Raw genomic sequence first — 25,231 nt, 5'->3', positions numbered from 1 at the left:
GCCTAAAGGTATGGGCCAGAGCCAACGAAAGGACTGACCGCTCAACATTATCAAGCTGCCGTCGCGCGCCGCCGCTTCTCCCGGATGCGGAGGACCATATTGATGAGCAAGCCCAGCATCATCGCAATCGTGCCGATCCAGAACAGGTTGATGCCCGGGAACTCAATGGCTTGCAGTGCCAGCCAGTCCGAACGGTCAGATTTAGTAGCTACGGCGATGGGAACGGAAATCTCTCCCCGCGCTTCGGACTGAGCCACCAGGAGGGTAGCCTCACTCGTTTGCGGGTCCAGGTTGACGAGGTTGGCGTAGAGGCCCAACTTTCGGTTCTCATCCCGTACCCGGCTGGGTGAATTGTCCCGGATGATAAAGACTGGCTGCAATTCAGCCACGGGCTCACCGTTCTGGGTTACGTCCAGCACCGCGCTGACGGCAATGTCGCCTTCAACGGATTGGTAGTGATCAACTTTGGGTTGGGGTTGGAATCTGCGCAGGGTAACGTCCAGATCCCCAAACTTGAACTGCTCGCCCGGCTTCACTTTGATCTCCTGGTAGTTCAAGGAATCCTCCGGCACCAGGAGCTGGCTGAAGATGGATTCATCAATCTTCACGCGCGTACTGATCTCGTTGATCTGGGCGGGGTAGTGGTAAAGCAGACCCTCCCGCAGTACCAGCGCCACTTGGGCGGGGAAGGTGGTATCCGCATCGTAACGACTCACGTTTACACTCGCACTGACGCCAATGTCACCGGCCTCCGCCACGTAATCCGGATGGCGCGGCGAACGGCTGAAGTTGGTCAACTCCATTTCAAAGGGCCGGACCATAAAGGTGTCTGGTTGGCGGATCTCCAACGTATCCTTGAAAACCAAATTTTCGCCAACGGCCAGGTTGTAGACGTTGTACTGCAAGCTATCCTCCTTCGCTTCCTTTTCCTTAATGCTCTGTTCCTCGGCGGGGAGGGACATGATCACCGTGAAGATGTCCTTATCCCAATAACGCTTCGTGCTGGGGTTGGTGATGGCGATATTCTCAAATTTCTTGTCGTACAACAGATTGGGCTCCAGTTGGAACTCCTCGATGACGCGGCCGGCGGCGTCCATCTTCCGGTAGTCGACGAAGTAGGTGCGGTTGTACCCATCAATGGTATCGCCACGCAAGGTGAGTTCGTAGTTCTCCATCACCATCGGCTCGTCTTCAATGAGGATGATGGTGGTTCGCTTCAGTTCGTCGTCGGCAGAAAGGCCTTCCATCAGGAACTGGTTGTTGGAGATAATCCGCTTGTTCGCTCCACTGGCGAGGATACCAAGCAGCATCAAGCCGAACCCAATGTGGCTGAGGGAGGAACCGAAGACCTTCGTATCCTTCCGGGCAAATTGGATTAGGTAATCCAGGTTCGTGATCACGGCGAACCACCCACTGAAGAGCATCGCCTTGTACTGCCAGGGGCCGGCGTCGATCCACTGCAGCGTCAGCCAACCCATCAACACGGTACCCGCGACAGCGCCACCGGTATGGAGGAGAAAAGACTTATAGTGCTTGGAGAAGTCCCGCTCCCGCCAGCGCAGAAAGTGGGCCACGCCGGAGATGATGCCGATAAAAATACCGATCCAGATCTGGAAGCGGTTGTGGTGTTCTTCGGGGTCCGTAAGTACGATGCCGTCGAAAACCGGATCGAAGTACTGGCGGATCTCATTGTAAACCGGCAGGCTAGTCGCGCCCGTCATGAGTGCGGCGGACATGAATAGTACGAGGCTACCTACGAACATCCAGAACTCCCGGCTGGAAACACTTTCTTCCTTCTCCGGCGCGGGTACGGAGGCCCAACGGTAGGCCATCATGCCGATGCTCAGGAACACGTAGAATAACAGGAAAAAGAGTAATTGTGCCTCCAGACCCATCTCCGTAAAGGCGTGTACCGACGTATCACCCAGTACTCCCGAACGCGTCAGAAAGGTGCTGTAAATGATCATCACGAAAGTGCCCAGGTAGAACATGTAGGTCGCCCGGATCCCCTGCCCGGTAGCCCGGGCGATGAGGTTGGTGTGGATGCCCGCGATGAGCAGTAGCCAGGGGACGAGGCTGGTGTTCTCCACCGGGTCCCAGGCCCAGTACCCCCCAAAGTTAAGGGCTTCGTAGGCCCACGCGGCGCCCATCAAGATGCCAATGCCAAGGATGCCGCCGGAGAAGAGTGCCCAGTTGAGGGCCGGCCTTAGCCACCCCTTGTGGTCCTTCAACCAAAGACCGGCGATCGCAAAGGAGAAGGGCACGATCGTACTGGCGAAGCCGAGGAAAAGGGTGGGCGGGTGGATCGTCATCCAGTAATTCTGGAGGCTGGGGTTCAGGCCACTTCCCTTGAGCAGCGACACGTAATCCGCCTGCTGGAAGATGGGGGCGGCGATTGTTTCGCGTAGCAGCAACATGGGGCTACTACCGATCTTGACGAGGTAATCCCCAAAGCCAAAGTGAACGCCCAGGATCATACTCGCTAGCACCAGCTGAACCGAAGCAATGACCGTCATTACCGGCCGCTCAAACTTGCGCGCCGTGACCATCAGGACGTAGCCAAGAATAACGTGCCAGAACATCCACAGCAAAAAGCTGCCCTCCTGGCCTTCCCAGAAGGCGGAGAAAATGTAGCGTTGTTGTAGATCCCCCGAAACGTGGCTGCTCACGTAGTTGTACTCGTAGTACTGGTTGAGCATCGCGTAAAAGATCGTTCCGATCACCGTGAAGACGGCCGCGCCGTGAACGAGAAAACTTAGCTGCCCGAGCCGGGCCCACTTGCCTCCGTACAAACGCTCGTCGCGAAAGCGCGTACCGATGAAGTAGCTGACGGTGCTGAGAAAAGCGGCAAAAAATGCGATGAGTAGCGCCAGGTGGCCGACGTAGCGGGGGCCGAGGTGCTCACCGATGTATTGGATTTCTTGCATTGGGGTGTTTTAGGACGCTTCGCTTTGGGACGGCTTCGCCTTTAGGACGCTTCGCTTTAGGACGGCTTCGCCTTTGGGACGCTGCGCTTTAGGACGGCTTCGCCTTTGGGACGCTGCGCTTTAAGGCGGCTGTGCCTTTAGCTTTCGGTGAGTTCTTTGATCATGGACTCTTCGTCCTTGTACTTGCTGGGGCACTTCATCTGGATGTCGGTGGCGAGGAACTCGTCGCCAATCATTTTGCCGGTTAGGACGATGCTTTCGGACATCTCGAAATCCTGGGGCTTGGCCTGGGCCAGGTTGACTCTGCGCTCCGTGCCAGCTTCGTCCTTCAGGTAGAAGCTGAAGAGGTCAGGATTGACGAGCGGGTCGTAATCCATGGGTTTGTCCTTGACGAGGGTGCCCACCAGTTTTACTTTGGCATCCGTCACCGAGGCTTCGGCGAAATTGCTGTAGGCGGCCACGTCGGTACCACCGCCACGCAGGACGAGCACCGCTGCGACGAGGACCATGATAGCGGCCAGGATATAGGATTTTTTCATGCTTGAGGCTATTGCCTCGCAAAGCTACGGCGCGGGGTAAAGGCGCAAGTCAGGGTAGGGTAAAGCTTCCCCCGGTTCCGGTGGGTTCCCGACCTCCGGTCGGGATTATCTTGTAGTGAGGTTGAAAGACTTCATCCTTACTTCGAGCGTCCCGACCGGAGATCGGGAACCGGCCGGCTACTTCCCAATCGAAAACCCATAAGCGTAGGGCGCGCCATCCCATTCCAAGCGGTGCTCCTGGAAGGGTTGGGCACTCCACATCCAGGAGTTATCGCCGCCGACGCCGATCTGGCCGTAATCCAGATTGAGCGTCAGGTATTCAGCTGGGGTGAGTTCGTTGGTATGTTCCGCCTTTTCCAGGGTTTCCTGGGTGTAGGGCCAGACACTGAAATTGAAACCACCGTAGATGCCCCGGACCAGTAGCTCGGGAACGCCTTCGCCGGTAAGCTTTAGGTTGCGGACGTCCATACGGTTCCCCGTCTCCGCCGGTTTGATGTAGCGTCCGTTAAGGTCCGCTACCGGCAGGGTATAATTACCGATACGAGCGCCTTGGAAGCGATCGGCGTAGGCTTCGAACGGGCCCCGGCCGTAGTAATTGACCGTAGCGTATTCCCGGGCAATCGCCGTCTGCTGCCCGTAGCGGAAGATGCCAGGTACCTCTTTCGCGTCCGGTGCTTTGTTGATTGAAAAGGCGAAGTGTATGCCGCCTCTGCTACCTGCGGAAATTTCCACTGTTTCCAAGACTTTACCGTCGAGGTAAGCGCGCGTAATCGACAGTGTATTAGCTTTATAGGTGTGTTCGACTAAAGTAGGTTCCGCATCCTTCCAGATCGCGTATCGGTTGGCGAGACCGGCGGGTTTGTCGTTGTCCGTAGGCGCTCGCCAGAAGTTGGGACGCAGGGGTGCTGCCAGTAACTCCCGGTCCCTACTGGTAATTTGTTCAATGACTCCAGAGCTTGCATTAACCAGAACCTCGTATTTCCCACAAATGAAATAGAGGCCGGCAGGAGATTTTTGAAAGGATGCTATTGGCTCGGGCACCTCCAGCATGCTATCGTAATAGTTGCTTTTCGGAAGGTTCAACTGACCAAATGCGATTTCGTGTCCCGCCGGCCGGCCAAACGCCGGATTGCTCTGGAGAAGAGCTAATTCCAAATAGCCACTCGTTTCATTCTCCCGTAGTAAACGAGCCCAATCATTTATCCGAACCGAGGCACCCGGCTTCACGTCGGGCGCGGGGCGGCGGTCAATTTCCAAGGTGCCCTCTGGCTTAACTATCCGCACGGCTAAGTCATAATGCTTCAGGTTTGTGTGGGCGAACCAATTGGTGATCACAATGTCATCCACCGTCCCGCTGAAGGTGACCGGTTGGTAGGCGTGTTTCACTTCGTAGAGAGAAGGCTGCGGCGTCCGGTCCGAGTAGACTAGCCCGTTGGCGAGGAAGTTATTGTCGTTGATATCCTCGCCGAAGTCGCCACCATAGGCATAGTAGACCTCTCCCTTTTCGTCGGTTTGTTCCAGGCCCTGATCGATCCAGTCCCAGATGAAGCCACCCGCAAAGGCGGGGTACTCGCGGAAGAGGTTGACGAAGGTGTCCATGTGGCCGGAGGAGTTACCCATTGCGTGGGCGTACTCGGCGTAGATGATGGGGCGTGGGTCATCTTCCATACTGGCGAGTGCGGCCATCGTCGGGTGGTAGGCGTACATGCGGCTGCGGACATCCACGTAGGCCTGGTCTTTGCGCAGGCCGCTTTCGGGGATCTGGTAACTACCGTCAGACGCTCCTTCGTTGTGCAGGAAACGGCTCCCATCCCGGTTCTTGATCCAGGCGGCCATGGCGGCGTGGTTAGTTCCGGTCCCGGCCTCATTACCAAGTGACCAACTGATGATGGAAGCGTGGTTTTTGTCGCGTTCGACCATGCGGATGGCGCGGTCCAGCATGGCCCCGGCGAACATCGGCATGCTGCTAATCATGCTGCCGACCTTGTGGGTTTCGACGTTGGCCTCGTCTATCACGTAAAGGCCAACGGAATCCGCCAATTCGTATAGGTAAGGGTCGTTCGGGTAGTGGCTCGTCCGGATAGCGTTGATGTTGAAGGCTTTCATCAGGCGGAGGTCCTCCCGAATTTCGGCGCGGGTCACGGCCTTGCCGTTGGTGGCGGAGTGGTCGTGGCGATTGACGCCGTAGAGAATGACTTCGTTTCCATTCACTTTAAGGCCGTCGGCGCCCCAGGTCACGTTGCGGAAACCTACGTTGAGGCCGACGTTGTCCACTACTTCATCGAGGCCGTTCTTTACGCTTACCACCAGGCGGTAGAGGTTGGGAGTTTCGGCCGTCCAGGCTGCTACCCGCGGCACGTCCATTTCCAGATTGTAGAAGCGGTGCACGCCGTAGGGCCCGTGGTAGGCGCCCCGTTTCAGGTAGTCGGTGACGGGCGCGAGTGGTTTGCTTACTGGGGTACTGACCTGGTCCCCATCCGGATTATACAGCCGCATTTCCAACGTGTAGCCTTCTACGTTTGCGGGGTTGCGGTATTCTACCCGCGGTTCGATCCGCAAGTGGCCGGTAGTGCCATCTTTTTTAATGGTGGGTTTGGCGAAAAGGTCGCTCAGGTAATTCCGCGGTGTGCTCTGCACGTAGACTTCGCGGTGCAGGCCGGACATCCGCCAGTGGTCCTGGTCCTCGAGGTAGGAGCCGGCGCTGTAGCGGTACACTTCGGCGTAGACTTCGTTGCCCGTGGCGCGTGCCAGATCCGTAATGTCAAACTCCGCCGGCGTCCGGCTGCCCTGGCTAAAGCCCACGTACTGCCCGTTCACCCACACGTGGAAGGCCGAACTGACGGCGCCGAAGTGGATGACCTGTCGGTCTTCCGGTTGGTAGTCGGCGATGTCGAAGGTCCGGTGGTACTGGCCCATCGGGTTGGCGTCGTGTTCGGTTTTGCCTTGGCTGCTCGGTACGTAGGGTAGGGCGGCGGGCCGGAACGGATATTCCCAGTTGGTGTAGATCGGCATGCCGAAGCCCTGCATCTCCCAGTTGCCGGGTACGGAAATTTCACTCCAGTTGCCACTATCCACCTTTTTTTGCACCTGCGGCAGCGCATTATTTCCGTGCGGTTGGAATTGAAATTTCCAGCGCCCGCTCAAGTTCGTACGGCCGGCGAGATTTTGGTGGCGGCGAGCGTCATCGGCCGTGTTAAAATGGTACAGCGTCGCGTGAGCCGGCAAACGATTCACGTTGAACGTTTGCGGATTCTGCACGTATCGCTGTTGGGCGCTGACGCGGGTGCCGGGTAAAAAGGCGAGCAACAATAGGGCGGCTAAATACTTGGGGAACATATCGCGAAGAACTGGGTGAGCCATGGATAAAAGGAATTCAAATGCGGCCAGAGCCACGCCCCAAAGTACTATGATTGAGGCTTGGACAGCAGGGGTTACGGGGTCAAAATTGGTCGGATTGGTCCTGCGGATTCCCTAAGTCTTAAAGTTTTTCAAAAAAATATACTCAACGGACTCACGCGCCCCTACTTTAGATGCGTCACCGAAGCAAGCGTCATTATTAGTTCTCTCCAGAAAGACCGCCGCTTGCATCGATCCGGAAATGAACACCCCTTTATCCCTATTACACCGACGCGACATACACCTTCATTGCCGGGGGCTTCAAGAGACGAAGACCTGGTAAGCCGCTGCCTGGCAGGTGACGCGCGGGCGGAACGGTTGTTTTATGACACTTTTTTCCCAGTCGTGCTCGGGGTCACCTCCCGGTACGCGCTGGACCAACAACAAGCCGTTGACTACCTTAATCGGACTTTCGTGACCGCCTTCAAAAACCTTCAGCAATTCCGTGGTGACGGAAGTCTGCGCGGTTGGCTAAAAGCCATCGCGGTCAACGAATGCCTGAGCCAGCTGCGCATCAAAAGGAACCACGCCTACGCGGAATTACCCGTGGACAACACGGCGGCCATCGACCCCGCCGCACTACAAACCCTCGGCGTAGAAGACTTGTTGGTACTTGTACGGAGGCTACCCGAAGTACCGCGTACCGTTTTCAATCTCGTTGGGGTTGAAGGATTCAGCCACGCCGAAGTAGCTAAGAAACTGAACATTACCGAAACCAACAGCCGCTACCATTTGCGGCAGGCCCGTCTACAACTGCAGGCTGCCGTCACTAAGCTGAAACTAACGTGAAAGACCCGCAGGAACAAGGCTGGGAGGAATTGGGCGCTCGCTTACGTAACCTGGAAACGGGTGAAAGTAACGATGCTCACTTTGCGCAGTTTGAAGCCATGCGCTCCGCTGCTGCCGCTGGCGCGAAAGGTGGTGCAGTGGGAACTCCCGCAGTTGCGGCTGGCGCTTCTAAGTTGGCTTGGCTTGTTGCCGGTATCGGCGTGACCCTCCTCATTGCATTGTACTACTGCTTTGTCTACCTGGATGAGGATAATGCAGTGGAGTTACTAAATAAGGAATCGCAGATTGAACTCACCGAGGGTTCTCCCACCGCGCTCAATTCCAATTCAGTTGCCGAGAGTAGAACGTCTGAAATTGAGCAGCCTGCGCGCACTTCGCTGGATGAGGCTGGAGCTGCCGCTGCTGGTACGACTTCTACACTAAGCCCTAATGAGACCGCAGCACCGAGAACTGACCTCGGTTCAACCAGTCAGCAACAATTTTCGGGTGACCGCTCACGCGCTGGTAGCGAAGTGAAGGGTAGATCAGCTGGTCTGCGTAGCAACCTGACGGATAATACTCAAGGTTCCGTGCAGTTTGATCCAGTGCAACAATCAGTTACGTCTGATCCCACCAATTTTGAATCAGTCCCGCCACTGAATGAGACGACTAATCAAATTAAGGCGGAGGGTACTCCGAAGACCGTTGCTCAAAACACGTTCAATCCAAATCCAGTAGGTCAACCGCTCGGAGTAACGCAAACTCAGGAGGTACGGCGAAGGGTCGCTTCGTCACCACTGATCCCAACTACTACAGCCTCGGATCTTGGGGTGCCGGCAGAAACGCCCACTCTTCCGGAAGTGCAAAGCGTGAGCATAAACACGAAAACGGCATTCCAAGGAAGTAGCAATCCCACCTCGCTGGCCGTGGCAGGAGGCTTCCAGTACAACATTGGTCGGCAGGACGGTTTGGTACTATCCACCCCAACGTTTTACGGGTACGCGGAAGCGCGCCGAAAACTCTCCGATCGCCTCAGCCTTGGATTGCGCGGCGGAATTACCAGCTATGGCAATCACTCGATTAATCGCGAAGAAGTGCTGGTCGCTTCCAGTAACCTGATGCTACTGTCACCCGTCCGCGAAACCGTAACGGTCGTCCAGACGGCGGAGGTCGACGAAATGAATGCGCTGAATCTTTCGTTGGTGAGCTACTACAGGGTGCTACCCCAGCTTGAAGTTGGTATAGGCGCCAGAGTATCCAAGATTCGCAGCGAGGTGAATTATTCCAGTACTGCTGCTAATGGTGCGCTGGTCTTTGACCAGACTGGCGCCCAGGTTCGTGATTGGGATTTTGGCACCCTTCTTACTACAGAATACCGGCTTTACCAGAATACCTGGTTTGCTGCCGAATATGATTTAGGTCTTTTGAACTTACTCCCCGAACCAACCACGGCGTCTTCCCTCGAACTGAGGACGACGGCCATTAGGTTGGGTATCAAACAGCGTTTCTAGTGCGATTATTAAATGTGTTCCTGGCTAGTTTACTGGCCGTCGGATTGTCATCCTGCCTAGTGGAGGATGAGGCCGCGCCCGCGCCCGAAGTGGTGCCGGATGGTCGCATCTTCGTGCGGGGTGATTTGATTGGCCCACGGGAAGAAGTCATCTCCTTTAACTATGACATCTCTGATGATGAGACCAATCTCCACGCAGCGGAACGCTACCCCCATGGCTGGGGCAGGAATTTCGGATTAAGCGTAGTGAGCTATCTAACCGCCTCCCGGCCGAGCACGGGGTCCGCCCGAGACATTTGCGGGTTGCTAACCAGCGACGACTCCCAAAGCTATTCCCGAGAAGTAGACAAGGTGGACTTTTACCTAGAGTTCTTAACCGAAATTACTCTGACGGATATGTGCTTCATCAATGAAGAAGTAGTTCGGATCTCGCTGCGGGAAGGAGTTTACGAAATTGGGACGGAACCTGGCCAGGTGACCCTATCGATGAACGTTGATACCGACGCTCTTTTCTTCGCAACTTTATTTGCCCTTAGTGAAGGCACCGTTGAAGTCACCGGCGTGGATTATAGTAGCGCCGAGATAATTGGTATTCCCGGAGTATACTTTGACATCATCATTAAGGATGCCGTAATGCAAGAATTGGAAGCAACGGTGAGCTACAATCTACCGGAGGCCGTTGGTCGCCTCTTCGTGCCGTTCTAGCAGGTCGTATCCAAACTAACGGCACTAAGCTCAGACCAGTCTGCCTGAGAGCGCGACCGGTTCCGTTTAGCAGATCTCTATCTATTTGCACGTAGCCGGCTACACCAAATGCGTTCCCGCCCCAATGGCTACCGGATAGACTTCTGGCGTCAGGCCATATTCTTGCTGGTAAGCAGCCGTTAGGTGATCGACGACCATTTCGACGGATTCGGACTTGATCAAATTGAGAGTACAACCCCCGAAGCCTCCCCCCATGATACGGGATCCAAGAACTAGGTCGCTCAGCTCCTCGGTAGCTTTTTCCTGGAGAAAATCGACCTCCGCACAACTGACTTCGTACTCATCCCGCAAGCCGACGTGAGTAGCATTCAGTATTTCGCCGGCCCTAGTAGCATTACCTTCTTTGAGGGCTTCGGCCATAGCGTGTATGCGTTGGTTTTCCGCGATGACGTAATTCGCACGTTTCGCGACGTTGGCAGGAAGCTCCGCCAGAACGGTTTGGAGTTGTGCCGGCGTGGCTTCACTCAGATAAGAAAGGGTGGGGTACTTGATCTGAAGGGCCGCCAGGGCTTCTTTACATTCCCTCACTCGAACGTGGTATTCCCCACCGCTTAACTCGTGGGTGACCATTGAGTTAATGAGTACCCAGGAGTAACCGGGTAAATCCGCGGATACCTGACTGAAGTCAAGTGTGGCACAGTTGAGGAGGATGGGACCTTCCGCGGAACCATTCAAACTGGCGAACTGATCCATTATTCCAGATGGAATATCCAGGAATTCGTTGCTGCTGCGCTGACAGAGTTGGGCGAGCTCGGGGCGGGTAAATCCGGCTCCGGTGGCCTCATTTAGCAGAAAGGCCATACCGCCTTCGAGTGCGGCCGAACTACTCATGCCGGAGCCGCGGGGAATGTCACCCCCAAAGCTGATTTCCAAGCCCGGAATTTCGTGGCCGGCTCGTTGGAATTGGTCCACAATACCGGCGAGGTAGTCCACCCAGAGGGTTCCAGTTTTGCCGGTAACGGGTAACTTGAGAACAAAGGTTTCATCCAAGTCATTGGCGGCAAGCTGTAACCAATTTCCGGGAATTTGCTCTACTTCAAAACGAATACCCTTATCGATGCTGGCCGGCATGACGTAGCCACCGTTGTAGTCGGTGTGCTCACCGATGATGTTGATCCTGCCGGGAGAGTGGACGACCATATTCAATGTCTTTCGGCACCGGGGTAGGTACCAAGTGGGGAACGGAAATTATTCGCTTTCGTCGAGGGTGTGGAATACGCTGGCCACGTCGTCGTCCTCTTCGAGTTTTTCGATGAGCTTGTAGACATCTTCTACCTCTTCGTCCGTCAGTTTCTTCGTGTGGGTGGGTAGGCGGACGAGTTCTGCCTTACTCACCTTTACGTCGAGCTTTTCCAATTCGGGGCCGAACCCGGCGAAGTCCTCAAAACTGGTGTAGAAAATGGTCTCATCTTCGTCCGTTTCGATGCGGTCCAGGCCAACGTCGATTAGCTCCAGTTCCAGCTCCTCAATGTCTTTTCCTTCGAGGTCCTCCTGCTTCACGATGAACTGGCCGCGGCGGTTGAACATGTAGTCGACGGAACCGCTGGTACCCATTTGCCCGCCGTATTTGCTGAAGGCGTGGCGGATGCTGGCTACGGTGCGGTTGTTATTATCCGTGGTGGCTTCCACGAAGACGGCGATCCCGTGGGGGCCGTAGCCCTCAAAGGTGACCTCCTCGTAGGCTGAAGTGTCCTTATCGGTCGCTCGTTTGATGGCGGCATCAACGTTGGCCTTGGGCATGTTGACGGCCTTGGCATTGTTGATGGCCAGGCGGAGACGGGGGTTGTAGTCGGGGTCCGCACCACCTTCCTTGATGGCGATATTGATCTCCCGGCCCACTTTAGTAAAGGCCTTGGCCATGCCGGCCCAACGTTTCATTTTTGCCGCTTTGCGGTATTCAAATGCGCGTCCCATGAGTCTTAAATTTAGGTCGGCGAAGATAGGGTTTTGCTGGGTAGTATAGAAGCCGTCACCCTTCCTTGTTCGTCTGGGTATTGTCCCATATTACGATGGATCGAAATTAGCTTTCGTTGGTCCGGTGACTGTGGGGTAACTGTTTTTCCGTTTATTGCACCTGCGTCAGCGCCCCGTTAGTGATCGAGATTGAATCTGCCGGGCTAATTACTCATACCACCCACATTTACTTTGCAAATACTCACCGTCGTCATCGGCATCATTTTCGTTCTCCTGCTGCTGAGTTTGCTGGCGACGACCCTGATGGAATTACTTTCCTCCTTCTTTAGCTTGCGGGGGCGGAACCTGACCAAGGCGCTTCGCAACATGTTGGCCAGTTCGGACCCTAATGAGATTCTCGTAAAAGAGTTTCAGCAAAATAGCTTATACCGCCAGCTTACGGAGCAGTACGGGCAGCGGCAGCGCAGTTTTGCCGCCCCCAGCTACATGAACGCGGAGACCTTTCAGAGTATTCTTTTCGACGTGGTCCTCAAGGGGGATGACACTTCCGAACTAAATTACCGCATCGCTGCTCTGCCCGATGCGGACCTGCGTAACGTACTTCAACAACTCTACCGGGAGAGCGGGCAGCGGGAGAATCTGTTCCGCCTCGAAGTACAGAATTGGTACAATAACGTGATGGACCGCGCCGCCGGCTGGTACAAACGCTACGTACAGAAAATCCTAATCTTCATGGGGTTGGGCATTGCCATTCTCTTCAACGCGGATACGGTGGCCCTGTACGACCGGCTGAGTAACGATCCCCAAACCCTGGCCACTCTGGCCGATGCCGCCGAGCAATTCGTGGACGCCCGCGAGCTGGTGGGAGACGATATTATGGTACTGCCACCGGACCCCGACCTGGACCAATCCGGCCCCGGCAACACTCCCAGCTACGATGCCGAAGACTACCCGGATTACAATGGTGACGGCTATCCGGACTACCCGGAACCAGCACCCGTCCCAATGAGCTACGGCGACCGTGCGACGGCCGACCCTGAGTTCCAAGCCGCCCTGCAGGACTTGAAAACACTGTTGGGTAATGAGATCGCCGAAGTGCGGCGCCCCCTCGGCTTGGGGTGGGAGGGGGTTGAGCTGCGCGCGCTGACGCCCTACGCCCTCATCAGTAAATTGCTCGGCTTTTTGCTGACGGCCCTGGCCATCAGCATGGGTGCACCCTTTTGGTTTGACCTGCTGAAAAAATTGGTCAACATCCGCAGCGCGGGTAACCGCCCTTAAACTCCGACTCAGCTCATGTTAAAGAAGATCGGACTTTTCCTCGGGCCAGTACTATTTATACTCATCCAGTTTTTTCTTGAATTGGACGGCCTCTCAGATGCTGGCCAGGCCGTACTAGCGGTGACCGCTTGGACGGCCGTTTGGTGGATTTCTGAAGCCATCCCAATTGCAGTCACCTCCCTACTGCCAATGGTTCTTTTCCCAGTGACGGGCGTGCTTTCTGCTGGGGACACTACTCAGGCATACGGTCACTATATCGTCTTCCTGTTCTTAGGCGGTTTTCTATTGGCGATGGCCTTTGAACGCTGGAACCTTCACCGCCGGGTAGCCCTGATGACCATTCTGTTTGTGGGGCAGAATAAACGGATGATCATTCTCGGTGCCATGCTCGCTACGGCCTTGCTGTCGATGTGGATCTCGAACACGGCGACCTCGGTGATGATGTTACCCATCGCCATTGCGATCGCCCGACAGTTGCAAGATGACCCGACTACGGAGTTGGATGAGAACAGCCAGTTCGGTAAGGCGCTGATGCTGAGTATCGCTTACAGTGCGTCCATCGGTGGGATGGCTTCGCTGATTGGAACGCCGGTCAACCTCGTGCTAGTCGGCCAGGTGAAGACCACTTTTGGAGTAGAGATTGGCTTTCTGGAATGGATGTCCGTCGGCCTGCCAGTCGCCATTGTCATGTTAGCAATTACCTGGATCTACCTCACCCGCATTGCCTTTAAATTTGATGCCGGAACAATGACTGGTGGCTCCGCGGAAATCCGACGGATGCTAGAAGAGCAGGGGCCGGTGAGCCGGGAGGAGAAATTGGTCCTGCTGGTATTTGTCGTGACGGCCGCAAGTTGGATTGGGCGAAAGGCGGTGCTCGCTCAATTCCTGCCCGGCATCAATGACACGGTGATCGCAATTACGGCGGCGATCATCCTTTTTCTGATTCCGGGCCGGGACCGAAGCCAGGGTTTGCTCACCTGGGGGGAGGCCGTCAAGCTACCCTGGGGCGTGGTGTTACTGATGGGCGGTGGTTTTGCCCTGGCGGCGGGATTCGATGCAAGCGGCTTGGCCGATTACCTGGCGTCCGTACTTTCCGTGCCAGAATCGGTGGGCCTGCTGCTGGTCCTGATATTAGTAACCGCTGCCGTGAACTTCCTAACGGAGGTAACTAGTAACGTTGCGACCGTCTCCATGCTGATGCCGGTACTGGCGGCAGCAGCGTTGCCTCTTGGCATTCACCCTTACTTTTTGATGGTGCCGGCTACGTTTGCGGCGGGGTGCGCTTTCATGCTGCCGGTAGCGACGCCCCCCAATGCGGTGGTATTTGGGTCGGGCTACCTCACCATCCCCGACATGGTACGAGCCGGCTTTCGCCTGAACTTGATCTCAATTGTCGTGATCGCCTTGTTTTGCTACTTCCTCCTTCCGTTGATCTGGGGGATTGAGATCGGGGGAAGTTTTTGAAGACACGGGTAGTTCTTAGGCGGGATTCCGTACCGGCCAACTTTGCCAGGCGGAATAGAGCTCCATTTTGCTGAATCGGGCGGGCATTTTCCGGTGTGGTGGGTGTTGAATTGTATCCCAGCCGAATACGTATGTAAAAAACTTGCCTGAAAACGGAGAATTTATGTTTTCATAATGCTAAATTGTTGGCTGTAAGACCAATTGTGTCGCTCGCGTCAAGGCTAGCGTTGCATGGTGTCTCTCATAAAAACCGGACTTGTCTCCTCTCAGGGCAATTCCATCTTTCATCCTTTTTTCTTCCACATACACCCAATTTTATGTCCACTATCCTGAAGTTCATTCTGATGGCCGTGGCGTGGTTGGTCTTTACCCTGGCCACCTTCTACACCTGCGTCAAACCGACGTGTTGTGCAGACGGTGCCGTCACGGGAGTTACCGAGACTGATTCGCCACCCGCCGCGCCGCCACCGGCCGCGGAGAGTTTCGCTCTTTATTCCACAACTGGCGCCGCTGCCGCTACGATCGGCTCAACCTGGCCCGCCCTGCGGGATCGCCTCAAGGCTAAGTACGCCGCTGATCCTAACCAGACGCTGGAGGTATTCGGCAATTACTACGAATCAGAGGCAAAACCCGCCGGGTTTGAAAACATGGGCTTCGCCCGGGCTGAGGACGTAAAGAAGCGATTGCTCGCTGAAACGGACATCCCTGCGGACAAGATCCGTACGCTCGCCAGATTACTACCCGAAACGGCACCCGCCGCGGGAGAACGGTTTAGTTCCGCCAACTTCAACTGGAGTGCTGACGGCGCTGGGACCAACGCTGCTACCGGTCAGGAAGAAGCAGAAGTCGTACAGTTGGATCAGGATAACATCAAGATCCGTTTCCCCTACGATGAGTCCACGGAGAACCTGGACCAACGCACGGAAACCTACTTACAGAAGCTGGCCACCCGCATCAAGTCTACGGGCGAACGCGTCAACATCGTCGGCCACACCGATAGCCGCGGTAGTGATAGCTACAACATGGCGCTGGGCTCCCGCCGGGCGGAATTCGTGAAGAAACGGCTCGTCCGTTACGGCGCACCGGCCGGTCAGATCAAGACCTCCAGCCGTGGCGAGAAAGTTCCGGAAGCCACCAATGCCACCGAACAGGGCCGTCGCCTAAATCGCCGTGCGGACATCACCCTCGTCCGTAAGTAACCTCTCTCATCAACGCAACTATAATTCATCATGACATACTTTTTTCTACAAGCCGAAGACCACATGTTCTGGGCCCACTGCCCCTGGTACTGGCTCTGGACGCTCGGTGCCTTCCTCCTCGGATCCTTACTCACCTGGCTGCTCACCCGTAGAGGTGACACCGAAGTAGTGGACAATACGCAAATCATCGCCGACCGCGACCGCTACAAGGGCGCCGCTACGAAGTGGGAGACCGACTATAATAGCCTCAAATACCAACTCGAAGAGAGCCAGAAGGCGGAAGCCGACCTCCGCGCCGGCCTCGCCAGCTGTAACGCCGATAAAGCCATCCTCGAGCAGGAGGTGATTAATACCAAGGCCTCCGCCGCAGCAGCTTTCGCCGCCGGTACGGGTGCCGGTGCCGCGGGCAACGCCGCGCTCTCCGGAATCGCTGGAGCGGGTAACGACCGCGTTGCTGGTGACGATGCCACCATCATCCCCGCCGCAGATCTCTCCGGCGATGCAGGAGGCAGCGTCTACGATGGCCTCTTCGCCGTGGATAATTTCCAGATCATCGAAGGTGTAGGACCCAAAGTGAACGAAGTACTCAAAGCCAACGGCTACAACGAATGGGCGGACCTCGCCAAAGCTGATGCGGACGATCTCCGCAAAATGCTGCAAGGAGCCGGCAAGAACTTTGGCCTCACCGATCCTACCAGCTGGCCCCACCAGGCCGGTCTTGCCGCCGCCGGCGACTGGGACGAGCTGATCAAATACCAGAAGTTCACGGATGCCGGTCGGGAAACCGTCGGTGACTTTGAGACGCCCTCGAAATTCGAGAAGCTGGCCGCCAAGGAGTTAGGCTTCAGCAGCAACAACCCGAATGATCTGAAGGTCGTCGAAGGTATCGGCCCCAAGATCGAAGGCTTGTTAAAGGCTGATGGCATCAATACTTGGTCCGATTTGGCCGCCGCTGATCAAAGCCGCCTCCAGGGTATCCTGGATGCAGCCGGATCACGCTACAAAATGGCCATTCCACGTACCTGGCCTCAGCAGGCCGCGCTGGCAGCTGCTGGTGACTGGAAAGCGCTTAAAGCACTACAGGACGATTTACAGGGCGGTCTTTAAGCGCCATTTCGTATCTTGAGTTACAGATGCCTCATTTTCGCAAGAGAATGGGGCATCTTGTTTGTTTTAGACCTTTCACTAATGCGCGTTTTAAAGAAATCACTCCTGTACGTAGCGGGTTTTTACCTGCTTATGTGCGGTCTTCTGTTCATTACTCAAGAGCACCTGATCTTCCACCCACGGGAGCGGCCTGCCGATTTCAGCTACGGTGGATTTCCCGAACACTTTATCGAAGTGGAAGACGGAATTTCGCTTAATGGGGTGTTCGTCCCCGCCATTCCGGGTGATACCGCCGAGCAAGTTGTGCTTTACCTGCACGGCAACGTTGGTGACAACGGTCGGAGCCTCCACCAGACGCGCTCCTTTCGGGATCTGGGCGCCGATCTATTCCTGGTTGATTACCGGGGTTTCGGCAAGAGTGGGGGAGAAATAGACGGAGAACGTACCATGACGGAGGACCTTGAGGTGGTGTACCATCAGCTGGCCGAAACCTACGGTGAGGAAAACGTCATCATCACCGGTTACTCACTGGGGACGGGCCCGACCACCTATTTGGCCTCTCGTAACAATCCGAAAGGGATAGTTCTGATTGCCCCGTACACCAGTCTAGTTGATATGAAAAATCGCTACCTCTGGATGTTCCCCGATCTACTCATGGGCTACGAACTAAACTCCAAGGACTACCTGGCGAAAAGCAACTGCCCGGCTACGATTCTGCACGGAACCGACGATGATTTGATCCCTTTCCAAATGGGAGAGACGCTCGCCGCCATCGATGCTGAGCGCATCAACCTCATTCCTATGAACGGAGTGGGCCACCGGGGAGCCATCCTTCAACCGGTTGTTGGGCGGGCGGTCGCCGAGTTATTACTCAACTGACTGCGGAAAATCTAGCTCGCGCAGCACTTCCTGATAAACATCGCGTAATTTCTTTTGGTCCGCTTTGACCAACCGGTGTACCCTTTTTTGTTCATGGTGTCCCTGCTCTCGATCGTACATCCGCTGGTAAAACTTCCAAGTGAGGATGGCCACAATGGTCCAGGCTTTACCGATTGGTGGCAGAATAATCAGAAAGAGCGGTATGAGGACCACCAGACCAATTGCCGTAGCTGCAAAGCGTACCGGTTGGTGAAATTCTACGTGGTTAACCTTGTTCGTTGCGATATAGTCGGCAATCCAATGGATGGGCAGAAGAGGGATTTGCAGTACCCAAAAGAATCCCAATTTGTGCCAGTGATTTCCCGGCCGATTCAGTTGCCGATTGTTGCTTGCTCCTTGCTTAGCACCCGCGACAGCGTCCATGCTTACTCCGTGGTGCCGCAACTGAGCCGCTAGCTTATTGAGTAATTCGGTAGGTAACGAACGTTTGGCAGTCTCCAGTTCGGCGGCGAGTTGTCGGCCATCGTGGCTCAAGCCGGTCAGTTCAGGAACCTGAGTCCGAATAATTTCGAGCGCTAATTCCGCTGCTGGGACGGCTACGTCGGAAGGATGCTGCACGACGAGGGGCGAGAGGCGCTGCCGCAGGTGCCGGGTAAGGTTGGTTAGGGCAGGCGTAGGGTTGGAAAGGTAATCCTGAAGCCATTTGGATGCCTTGATGGGTTCGCCGCAACGAATCATGACGGTGGAGCGTAAACGATCGGGCGCCGTAAAGTTGACGCCAACTGGAACAATGTGTACTTCCGAAAGGGTAGGGTCCGCCTCCAGCGCGCCCAGCGCAATCCGCGCCGTACCCTTGCGTAATGGTCGCAGCTTCTTCTCGTGGACACAGGACCCCTCCGCTAAAATCATAATAGCCTTCCCGTCTCCTAAAACCCGGAAACAGTCGTCAAAGGTCTCAAAATTATTACGCAGTTTGCCGAAGCCACCATCCTGGATGCGGTAGACGGGGAGGATATTAAGCGTCCTTAAGGCGAAGGTGGCCAGCTTGTTCTTGTACAGGTCCCCCCGCGCAAGAAAGTGCAACTGCCGCGGCTGAAAGCAAGCCAGTAAACAGGGTTCGATGAACGCCGTAGGGTGGTTAGCGGCCAGGATAACCGCTCCCTTCCTCGGGATGTGCTCGAGACCGGTAATGTCGATGTTACGGTAAAAGCGACGCAGCACGTAGCCGGCCACGGGTTTGACCACCTGGTACAGCAATCCCATCAGGCGGGTTTTACGGCAGCCGTCTTCCGGCGTGCCGCGAGCAGGTACAGCACGGCCATACGCACGGCGACGCCGTTCTCCACCTGTTCCAGAATGATGCTGTGTTCGGAGTCCGCCACCGCCGTATCAATCTCAACCCCTCGGTTAATGGGACCAGGGTGCATGATGACGACGGGCTTCTCCAACCGGTCCACCCGCTCACGGGTGAGGCCAAAGTAGCGGTTGTACTCCCTTAGGCTAGGGATGAACTTGGTATCCTGCCGCTCCAGTTGAATCCTCAGGACGTTAGCCACGTCACACCAAGCCAAACTTTCGTCGACGTTGTAACTAACCTCCACGCCGAGGCTACCGATGTGTTTAGGAATGAGTGTAGGCGGACCGCAGACACGGACTTTTGCACCTAACTTTTGGAGGCAGAATATATTGCTCAGCGCCACCCGAGAGTGCTTGATGTCCCCAAAGATGCAGATGCGCTTGCCGCGGAGATCACCCCCAACGGCGTCCCGCATGGAATAAGCATCCAGCAACGCCTGAGTCGGGTGCTCGTGGGTACCGTCCCCGGCGTTGATGATGCTCGCATCGATCTTGGAAGCCAGGAAGTGATGGGCACCGGGTGCCGGGTGGCGCATCACGACCATATCCACCTTCATGGCGAGGATATTATTGACGGTATCCAGCAAGGTTTCTCCCTTCTTGACGGAGGAGCTGGCGGCGCTGAAATTCACGGTATCCGCGCTCAGTCGCTTTTCGGCCAATTCAAAGCTGATGCGTGTACGGGTCGAGTTCTCGAAAAAAAGATTGGCCACCGTGATGTCCCGCAAACTAGGCACCTTCTTAATGGGCCGGTTGATGACCTCCTTGAATTCCCGTGCGGTGTCCAGGATCAACTCCACGTCGGCGGCCTCCAGATATTTGATGCCGAGAACGTGGGGGACGGAAAGTTGCTGATCGGTTGCCATCGCTTGGTTTAGGAACGCTTGAGTAAAATTTGGTCCGCCCCGTCGAGCTCCTGCCACTGTACCTCAACGTATTCGTCGTGGAGGGTATCGACGGAAATACCCCGGTAATCCGCACGAATGGGGAGCGTGCGCCGGAAGCGGCGATCTACCAGGACGAGTAGCTCAACCTGTGCCGGCCGGCCGTAATGGTTGAGGGCCGTTAGCGCACTTACGGTGGTTCTACCGCTGTAGAGAACGTCGTCGACTAGGATGACGCGCTTGTCCTCCACAAGAAAATCGATCTCCGTTTCGTGGGGGGTTAGTGGGCCCTTTGCGGTACGGAAATCATCCCGGTAAAAGGTAATGTCCAGTTTGCCGTAGGGTAGGCTGGGGTGGCCCAGTTGCTGTAGCCGTTGGTGGAGGCGCTCCGCCAGTTGCACCCCACCGGTTTGGATGCCAATCAGGCAGGTGTTGGCAAAATCTCCGTGCTCCTCGATCAGGTGTCGGCAGAGGCGCTCGATGGTCAGACCAAAGCGGGCGCTGTCGTGGATGATGCTGGGGCTGGGCATGGGGTAAAGATAGGAAAGGATACGAACCTTAAAGATCAATTTGACCGGTCGAAATGGTCTCAGTAGGCCCGCCGAAGTTTGTCCAGCAAGAGCGCAATTTTCAGGTTGAGCCGGCTGCCCGCATCGAAGTACTTTTCGTCCACCACCAGGTGGCCACCTTCGATCCGGGGGGCACGCATGTTTTTGTAGAAAGCCTGCCCCGGCGGTTGGAAAATGTTCTTCCAGTAGATGGCGCTGTCCGTCATCGCAAAACCGTTCTTGGCCTGACTTATGAGACTCTGGTCGCAGATGAAAAAGATGCGCTCGTCCTTCGCCGCTTGCAGAAAGGAAGCCGTCGCGTTTTTAAGTGCTCGGGCGGGCATTTGGACGAAGTCGGTATGGATCTGCTCAGATTCTTCCCCAAAGTTGAGGTAGTCCATGACCAGTTGAAAGAGGTCGACTTGCTGCCAGTCCAACGATTGGTAGCGCAACAACTTTTGCGGGAAGGCTGAGCGGTGAAGATCGCGTGCGGACTCCACCAGAAAGTATTCTACGAGATCCTCCTGGGTGTCCAGGATTCTTTTGCTTACGTCCGCCCCACCGTGTTGATCGTCCAACCAGCTTTTGAGATTGCTCAGCGTGCTATCCCGCAGTAACTGGAACTCCCGGTCGTTCTGCAGGCGGGTGAAGTAGGCGGCCAGGCGGCGTTCCCCGAAGTAGCGGTTGACCCGATCCTCGAGGAGCCGCCTAAAGTCTTCCTTTAACCCTGCCGTGGTAAAGGCGGAGCGCTTCGTGAAGGCAGATTGGATTGCTCCTGCTTCATCATTCCCATCGTCTACAATCCTCTCCTCTTCTGGCTCAGCATCTCCCAAGTCATCTACTGCAGGCTCAAGTGATAACGCAGTTTCGGGGATGGGGGGTAATTTTTGTTCCACCGAAGATTCCTTGTTGACTTCACCACTGGTCACCTCCCATTCAATAGCCGCACCTACTGCGGAGGTACCTGGGTGTTCAAGCGGATCTAATTGGCTGGGAGCGACCGCTGAAGTCTCTACCGTTTGCGGGGTGCCGCAGTTGAAGCAAAATTTAGCGGAAGGAGGCAGCGCCGTCCCGCAATTGGGGCAAAAGTTGTTTACTGAAGAGGCTTCAGCCGGTGCTTCAGGTTCGGCAGTGGATGTAGCAATTTCTTCGATCTCCAGCTCCATCTTTACTCCGGGCGATACGATCGCAAACTCATCTACATCGCTATCGTCGGGCTCGGCAGTGGGTTCTGAGAACCCAAATTCGAAGCTGGGTTCGCTCAGTACTGTAGTAGCCGTGGGTACTTCTTCACCATCTTCGAATGTTTCGTCCGCCTCTGAAGCTAAGGGCCTATCCAAAACGGGAGTGGGATCCAGGTTTACTTTAGTATTGGCCGGCGCTGTAGCTGGCGGGGCTGGCGAACTTTTCTGCGGCGGTACCGGGGCTATCTTCTCTACGGGTTGCCCCGCCTTTTTGGCTTTGGCCCGGGCGATGAAAGCTTCGAGTTGGGTGATGGTCTCATCGTCCAAATTCGTTTCTTCGAAGAGGGGCGTGTCTACGGCCGCCGTAGCGAGGGCATTAGTACCGGTAGTAAAGATCGGTTCAGCATCGGTGGCCAGGTTGAAGTCAGGTAGGTCCTCAAAGACGGGCTCGTTGGCGAGGGTGGGGAAGTCGTCCTGCCGAACTTCAGGCAGCGGTGCTGCGGAGAAGTTCAGACTTTCAAGGCTAGTACCGGCAACGGGTTTGGGTTTACTGGTCTTAGCAACAGTCTTCTCTTGCACTGGCTCCACCACCGGTTCTGCTTCCACTTTTTCTTTGACGAGGAGGCTGCGGGGAATGGCGTGGTCGCCACTAGTCTCTCCCGAATCGATGAACCCGTACTTAGCAAAGAAGGCCTTGGCGCGATCGTTGTAGTGGCGCACCTCGAGGGAGACCGAACGGTGATCTCCAATGAGCACCAACGCGGCGTCCAACAGTTGTTGTGCAACCCCTTTGCCCCAGTAGGCTTTCTTGACGATGATGAGATCAATGGAAGCGTAAGACCGCGGGCGCTTATCCGCAATCACGTAGCCCGCAAGGCGGCGCTGTTGAGGATCGTAGGCAATGAGCACTTCCATCTCGTCGTGGTCGACGGCGCTGATGACGGAATTGCGGGCATCTTCAACCAGGGCGTCATTCTCAGCTCGTTGCTCGGCGGTCAGGCCTTCCACGTCGAACGCAGGAAAGATGGCTTGCCAAACAAAGGTCTCTAAATGGTTGAAGTCGGCACTCGTGCCCTTTCGAATAATCATCTGTACTGCTGCTGTAATCCTGAAATACGATCGAGGACAAATATACAGAAGATGAAAGGAATTGTTTTGTGGTAATCCCTGTCGAAAAATATTGTGGTTTCCGTCCGCAGGGTGATGTTCAACCGAGCGCTCTTACTGCTGGCTCCAGATATCCCAACCCGCAACGGCCTGCCCGTGGAGCATCCCCAGTCCGTTGGCCGTCCCGGCACCTCGGGCCCGGCACTTGGCCAGGAACTGAGTTTCTTCAGGATTATAGACCAGATCGTACGCAAAGTGGCGGCCATCGATGGCGGCGTAGGGAATGTCCGGGAAGGTTTCCACATTGGGTTTCATCCCCAGCGGTGTGGTGTTGACGATCAGTTTGGCGTTGGCGATATCGGCTGCCGTCAGGTCGCCGTAGGCCACCTTATTGGGTCCTGCTGTACGGCTGACGGAGGTTACCTGCATCCCTAACGATTGCAACGCGGCTTTGACGGCCAGCGAAGCTCCACCCGTGCCCAGCACCAGCGCCAGCGCCCCCCGTAATTCTTCCTTGATGTCGCGCTTATTGTGTTCCGCGATGGCGGGGGAGAGGGCTTCCTCGTGCTCTAACATTTTAGCGAGCAGGTCGGCCCGAAAGCCGAGGTAGTCCGTATTGAATCCCGTCATGGTACCATCGCGCTCAATACGAATGCAGTTAACGGCCCCGATACGTTCGGCGGATTCATCCAGCCGGTCCATGTAGGGCACGACGGCTTTCTTGTGCGGTATGGTTACGTTGATGCCGCGCAGCCCCGGGTGTGCTGCTCGCAATCCCTCAATTCCACTGATGTCCTCCATCGAAAAGTTGAGGTACTGGTGGGTATCGTCAAGTTCATTCTCCCAAAAGAAGTTGGTGAAATACCCCCGAGAAAAGGAGTGGGTGATGGGGAAGCCGATCAGGCCAAAAGTTGTTTTGTGCATGGCTTATAGTTCAGCTTCGAGCACGTCCATCTCGTCCTTCTGGGGGGTGAGGTAATCGACGGCAAATACGATGGCGAGGCCCGCAACCAGGGCAACCACGACTGCGACCACGAAGGGGTCTCCTTCTAAGTAATTACCCGGTAGCACTGTTTCCTCCAGGAGCGCGACTTTCTCGCCGGCGCTGTTTTCGCGGTAGGTAAGGGCGTTGCGCCAGGGCCACAATTTATTGAGCGAGCCCACCATGAATCCGGTTAGAATAGCCAGCGTCCGGTCAGGATAAGTTTTAAAAGTATAGCTGAGCACACGGCTGAATAATGCCAGGCCAACCAGGCAACCCAGCGCAAATACGACCACGATAGCAAGGCCATCCAGACTGCCATCCAACAGTTGCCGCACGGCCCCGAGCACCACCGTATACATCCCCAAAATAAGTAGAATGAAAGAGCCGGAAATACCGGGCAGAATCAGGGCGGATATGGCCACGGAACCAGCAAGGAATACCAGTAAAAGGTTATCGCTACCGTTCATTGGGTTGATGGTCGTAAGCACGAATGCAATCACAGCCCCGATAGCTAGTAAGCTGAAGTTCAGGATGTTCCACTTGTCGACTTGCTTAGCTACGTAGATGGCCGAAGAGATGATCAAGCCGAAAAAGAAGGCCCAGACGATGGGTGGATAAGCCTCAATCAACTCCGTGATGGAAACCACCGCGATACCTAAGCCGACGACCATCCCCACCCCAAGTTGCAGGATGAAAAATCCGTCCGCAGCCTTCCAGGCGGCAGCCAGACCGTCTCGTTTCCAGGCGCTAATTACTCTGGGCCCGAGTACGTTTCCAATTGCGTTAAGCAACCGGGCGTAAATGCCGGTGATGAAAGCGATCGTACCGCCGCTGACGCCGGGAATGGCCTCGGCCAGGCCCATCGCCATACCTTTTAATAGTAGGCTGATCTGCATATTATTTCTGCTGCTTTACTGCGTCGTACATCCGCTCGATTTCTTCCTGCGTGTAGGTGCCGCTAAAACCATTCTGGAACACAAATTCCTGGTCGCCCTGGTAAATGATGTAGCGGAATCCGTAGGTACTCAGCGTGTCGATTTTATTCTCAAACACAAAGCCATTCGGCTCCTCGCGCACGATGCTGCTGAAGTAACGATTTTCGCGCACGTTCTCCAACTGGTCGGCCTTCAGGCGTGTCATGTCGTTGGTCACGGCCTTGCTGGCCAGTACCTGTACGTCAAAATTATCCTCGGGGCTCTTAATCGTTACGTCGTGCATCACGCTGGAGAGCGACTGCGAAACCACCTTCGCGCTATCCGGTGCGGTGATCTTAATGGGGACGTTATATTTCGTCAGATCTAATTCCGCGAAGCCGTCATTCTGGGCGCTGTCGCAGGTGCAAAGGCAAAGGGCAAGAAACAAAAGGGCAAGTATTCGCATAAGATGAAACCTAATAACCGGGTGGGGTGAACGGATGATGC

Annotated in this window: 20 protein-coding genes; 8 read left to right on the top strand and 12 right to left on the bottom strand. The window is 55.6% G+C overall.

The annotated features are described in order from the left end of the window. Positions 1–50: 50 nt before the first annotated feature. From ccsA to A3850_RS15910, 3 genes are all read right to left on the bottom strand, one after another. Complete coding sequence (gene ccsA / locus A3850_RS15920; protein WP_068218688.1) at positions 51–2,927, bottom strand: cytochrome c biogenesis protein CcsA; 2,877 nt, start codon at positions 2,925–2,927, stop codon at positions 51–53. A 137-nt stretch (positions 2,928–3,064) separates the two neighbouring features. Continuing rightward, entirely contained in the window at positions 3,065–3,466 is a 402-nt protein-coding gene (locus A3850_RS15915) for a cytochrome c maturation protein CcmE (protein WP_068218685.1), read from the bottom strand. Between the two features lie 177 nt (positions 3,467–3,643). Continuing rightward, positions 3,644–6,826 (bottom strand): glycoside hydrolase family 2 TIM barrel-domain containing protein, encoded by a 3,183-nt coding sequence (locus tag A3850_RS15910; protein WP_157501295.1) that lies wholly within the window; start codon positions 6,824–6,826, stop codon positions 3,644–3,646. 285 nt (positions 6,827–7,111) lie between these two features. Here A3850_RS15910 and A3850_RS15905 point away from each other — a divergent pair, with 285 nt between their 5' ends. The 3 genes from A3850_RS15905 to A3850_RS15895 are packed head-to-tail and all read left to right on the top strand — an operon-like array spanning position 7,112 to position 9,845. Further along, on the top strand, positions 7,112–7,651 hold the full coding sequence (locus tag A3850_RS15905; protein ID WP_068218679.1) for an RNA polymerase sigma factor: 540 nt from the start codon (positions 7,112–7,114) through the stop codon (positions 7,649–7,651). Next, positions 7,648–9,141 carry a hypothetical protein gene (locus tag A3850_RS15900; protein WP_068218676.1) on the top strand — a complete coding sequence of 498 codons (1,494 nt, stop codon included), beginning with the start codon at positions 7,648–7,650 and terminating at the stop codon, positions 9,139–9,141. The genes A3850_RS15905 and A3850_RS15900 overlap by 4 nt, the downstream gene beginning before the upstream one ends. Further along, positions 9,141–9,845, top strand: coding sequence for a hypothetical protein (locus A3850_RS15895; RefSeq protein WP_157501292.1), 705 nt, complete (start codon positions 9,141–9,143; stop codon positions 9,843–9,845). The genes A3850_RS15900 and A3850_RS15895 overlap by 1 nt, the downstream gene beginning before the upstream one ends. Before the next feature lie 99 nt (positions 9,846–9,944). On the opposite strand, the gene galK is transcribed toward A3850_RS15895, so the two are convergent. Next, a complete protein-coding gene (galK, locus tag A3850_RS15890; RefSeq protein ID WP_068218670.1) occupies positions 9,945–11,045 on the bottom strand; it encodes a galactokinase in 1,101 nt (366 codons plus the stop codon). Positions 11,046–11,093: 48 nt separating this feature from the next. Next, complete coding sequence (locus tag A3850_RS15885; RefSeq protein WP_068218667.1) at positions 11,094–11,819, bottom strand: YebC/PmpR family DNA-binding transcriptional regulator; 726 nt, start codon at positions 11,817–11,819, stop codon at positions 11,094–11,096. A 231-nt stretch (positions 11,820–12,050) separates the two neighbouring features. On the opposite strand from A3850_RS15885, the gene A3850_RS15880 reads away from it, so the two are divergent. The 5 genes from A3850_RS15880 to A3850_RS15860 all read left to right on the top strand — a co-directional run bounded on the left by A3850_RS15880 (position 12,051) and on the right by A3850_RS15860 (position 17,746). Continuing rightward, positions 12,051–13,097, top strand: a complete 1,047-nt coding sequence (locus tag A3850_RS15880; protein WP_068218664.1) for a hypothetical protein — start codon at positions 12,051–12,053, stop codon at positions 13,095–13,097. Between the two features lie 15 nt (positions 13,098–13,112). Next, the gene (locus A3850_RS15875; RefSeq protein ID WP_068218661.1) at positions 13,113–14,561 is read left to right on the top strand and encodes a DASS family sodium-coupled anion symporter; all 1,449 of its coding nucleotides are present in this window, start codon (positions 13,113–13,115) and stop codon (positions 14,559–14,561) included. A 317-nt stretch (positions 14,562–14,878) separates the two neighbouring features. After that, positions 14,879–15,760, top strand: a complete 882-nt coding sequence (locus A3850_RS15870; protein WP_068218659.1) for an OmpA family protein — start codon at positions 14,879–14,881, stop codon at positions 15,758–15,760. 30 nt (positions 15,761–15,790) lie between these two features. Continuing rightward, positions 15,791–16,867 (top strand): helix-hairpin-helix domain-containing protein, encoded by a 1,077-nt coding sequence (locus A3850_RS20340; RefSeq protein WP_197494078.1) that lies wholly within the window; start codon positions 15,791–15,793, stop codon positions 16,865–16,867. Positions 16,868–16,948: 81 nt separating this feature from the next. After that, on the top strand, positions 16,949–17,746 hold the full coding sequence (locus A3850_RS15860) for an alpha/beta hydrolase (protein WP_068218653.1): 798 nt from the start codon (positions 16,949–16,951) through the stop codon (positions 17,744–17,746). Here A3850_RS15860 and A3850_RS15855 read toward each other — a convergent pair. The 7 genes from A3850_RS15855 to A3850_RS15825 all read right to left on the bottom strand — a co-directional run bounded on the left by A3850_RS15855 (position 17,735) and on the right by A3850_RS15825 (position 25,172). Next, positions 17,735–19,009, bottom strand: coding sequence for a 1-acyl-sn-glycerol-3-phosphate acyltransferase (locus A3850_RS15855; protein WP_068218649.1), 1,275 nt, complete (start codon positions 19,007–19,009; stop codon positions 17,735–17,737). The genes A3850_RS15860 and A3850_RS15855 overlap by 12 nt on opposite strands. Next, entirely contained in the window at positions 19,009–19,968 is a 960-nt protein-coding gene (locus A3850_RS15850) for an aspartate carbamoyltransferase catalytic subunit (RefSeq protein WP_068218646.1), read from the bottom strand. Before A3850_RS15850 ends, A3850_RS15855 begins: the two co-directional genes overlap by 1 nt. An 8-nt stretch (positions 19,969–19,976) precedes the next feature. Then, a complete protein-coding gene (gene pyrR / locus A3850_RS15845; RefSeq protein ID WP_068218642.1) occupies positions 19,977–20,516 on the bottom strand; it encodes a bifunctional pyr operon transcriptional regulator/uracil phosphoribosyltransferase PyrR in 540 nt (179 codons plus the stop codon). 59 nt (positions 20,517–20,575) lie between these two features. Beyond that, on the bottom strand, positions 20,576–22,807 hold the full coding sequence (locus A3850_RS15840) for a GNAT family N-acetyltransferase (protein WP_068218638.1): 2,232 nt from the start codon (positions 22,805–22,807) through the stop codon (positions 20,576–20,578). 132 nt (positions 22,808–22,939) lie between these two features. After that, entirely contained in the window at positions 22,940–23,749 is an 810-nt protein-coding gene (locus A3850_RS15835) for a shikimate dehydrogenase (RefSeq protein ID WP_068218634.1), read from the bottom strand. Between the two features lie 3 nt (positions 23,750–23,752). Continuing rightward, positions 23,753–24,706 (bottom strand): DUF368 domain-containing protein, encoded by a 954-nt coding sequence (locus tag A3850_RS15830; RefSeq protein WP_068218631.1) that lies wholly within the window; start codon positions 24,704–24,706, stop codon positions 23,753–23,755. Position 24,707: 1 nt separating this feature from the next. After that, a complete protein-coding gene (locus A3850_RS15825) occupies positions 24,708–25,172 on the bottom strand; it encodes a hypothetical protein (RefSeq protein ID WP_068218628.1) in 465 nt (154 codons plus the stop codon). Positions 25,173–25,231: the final 59 nt, after the last annotated feature.

The organism is Lewinella sp. 4G2 (assembly GCF_001625015.1).
In the GTDB taxonomy this organism is placed as follows: domain Bacteria; phylum Bacteroidota; class Bacteroidia; order Chitinophagales; family Saprospiraceae; genus Neolewinella.
Note: the sequence above shows the minus strand (reverse complement) of the source record. Positions and strands in the feature narration are given on the sequence as shown.

What these genes read in the sequence shown, in the direction of transcription:
- ccsA (WP_068218688.1), bottom strand. Translation starts at nt 2,927, where the DNA reads ATGCAAGAAATCCAATACATCGGTGAGCACCTCGGCCCCCGCTACGTC.
- A3850_RS15915 (WP_068218685.1), bottom strand. Translation starts at nt 3,466, where the DNA reads ATGAAAAAATCCTATATCCTGGCCGCTATCATGGTCCTCGTCGCAGCG.
- A3850_RS15910 (WP_157501295.1), bottom strand. Translation starts at nt 6,826, where the DNA reads ATGGCTCACCCAGTTCTTCGCGATATGTTCCCCAAGTATTTAGCCGCC.
- galK (WP_068218670.1), bottom strand. Translation starts at nt 11,045, where the DNA reads ATGGTCGTCCACTCTCCCGGCAGGATCAACATCATCGGTGAGCACACC.
- A3850_RS15885 (WP_068218667.1), bottom strand. Translation starts at nt 11,819, where the DNA reads ATGGGACGCGCATTTGAATACCGCAAAGCGGCAAAAATGAAACGTTGG.
- A3850_RS15875 (WP_068218661.1), top strand. Translation starts at nt 13,113, where the DNA reads ATGTTAAAGAAGATCGGACTTTTCCTCGGGCCAGTACTATTTATACTC.
- A3850_RS15870 (WP_068218659.1), top strand. Translation starts at nt 14,879, where the DNA reads ATGTCCACTATCCTGAAGTTCATTCTGATGGCCGTGGCGTGGTTGGTC.
- A3850_RS20340 (WP_197494078.1), top strand. Translation starts at nt 15,791, where the DNA reads ATGACATACTTTTTTCTACAAGCCGAAGACCACATGTTCTGGGCCCAC.
- A3850_RS15860 (WP_068218653.1), top strand. Translation starts at nt 16,949, where the DNA reads ATGCGCGTTTTAAAGAAATCACTCCTGTACGTAGCGGGTTTTTACCTG.
- A3850_RS15855 (WP_068218649.1), bottom strand. Translation starts at nt 19,009, where the DNA reads ATGGGATTGCTGTACCAGGTGGTCAAACCCGTGGCCGGCTACGTGCTG.
- A3850_RS15850 (WP_068218646.1), bottom strand. Translation starts at nt 19,968, where the DNA reads ATGGCAACCGATCAGCAACTTTCCGTCCCCCACGTTCTCGGCATCAAA.
- pyrR (WP_068218642.1), bottom strand. Translation starts at nt 20,516, where the DNA reads ATGCCCAGCCCCAGCATCATCCACGACAGCGCCCGCTTTGGTCTGACC.
- A3850_RS15840 (WP_068218638.1), bottom strand. Translation starts at nt 22,807, where the DNA reads ATGATTATTCGAAAGGGCACGAGTGCCGACTTCAACCATTTAGAGACC.
- A3850_RS15835 (WP_068218634.1), bottom strand. Translation starts at nt 23,749, where the DNA reads ATGCACAAAACAACTTTTGGCCTGATCGGCTTCCCCATCACCCACTCC.
- A3850_RS15830 (WP_068218631.1), bottom strand. Translation starts at nt 24,706, where the DNA reads ATGCAGATCAGCCTACTATTAAAAGGTATGGCGATGGGCCTGGCCGAG.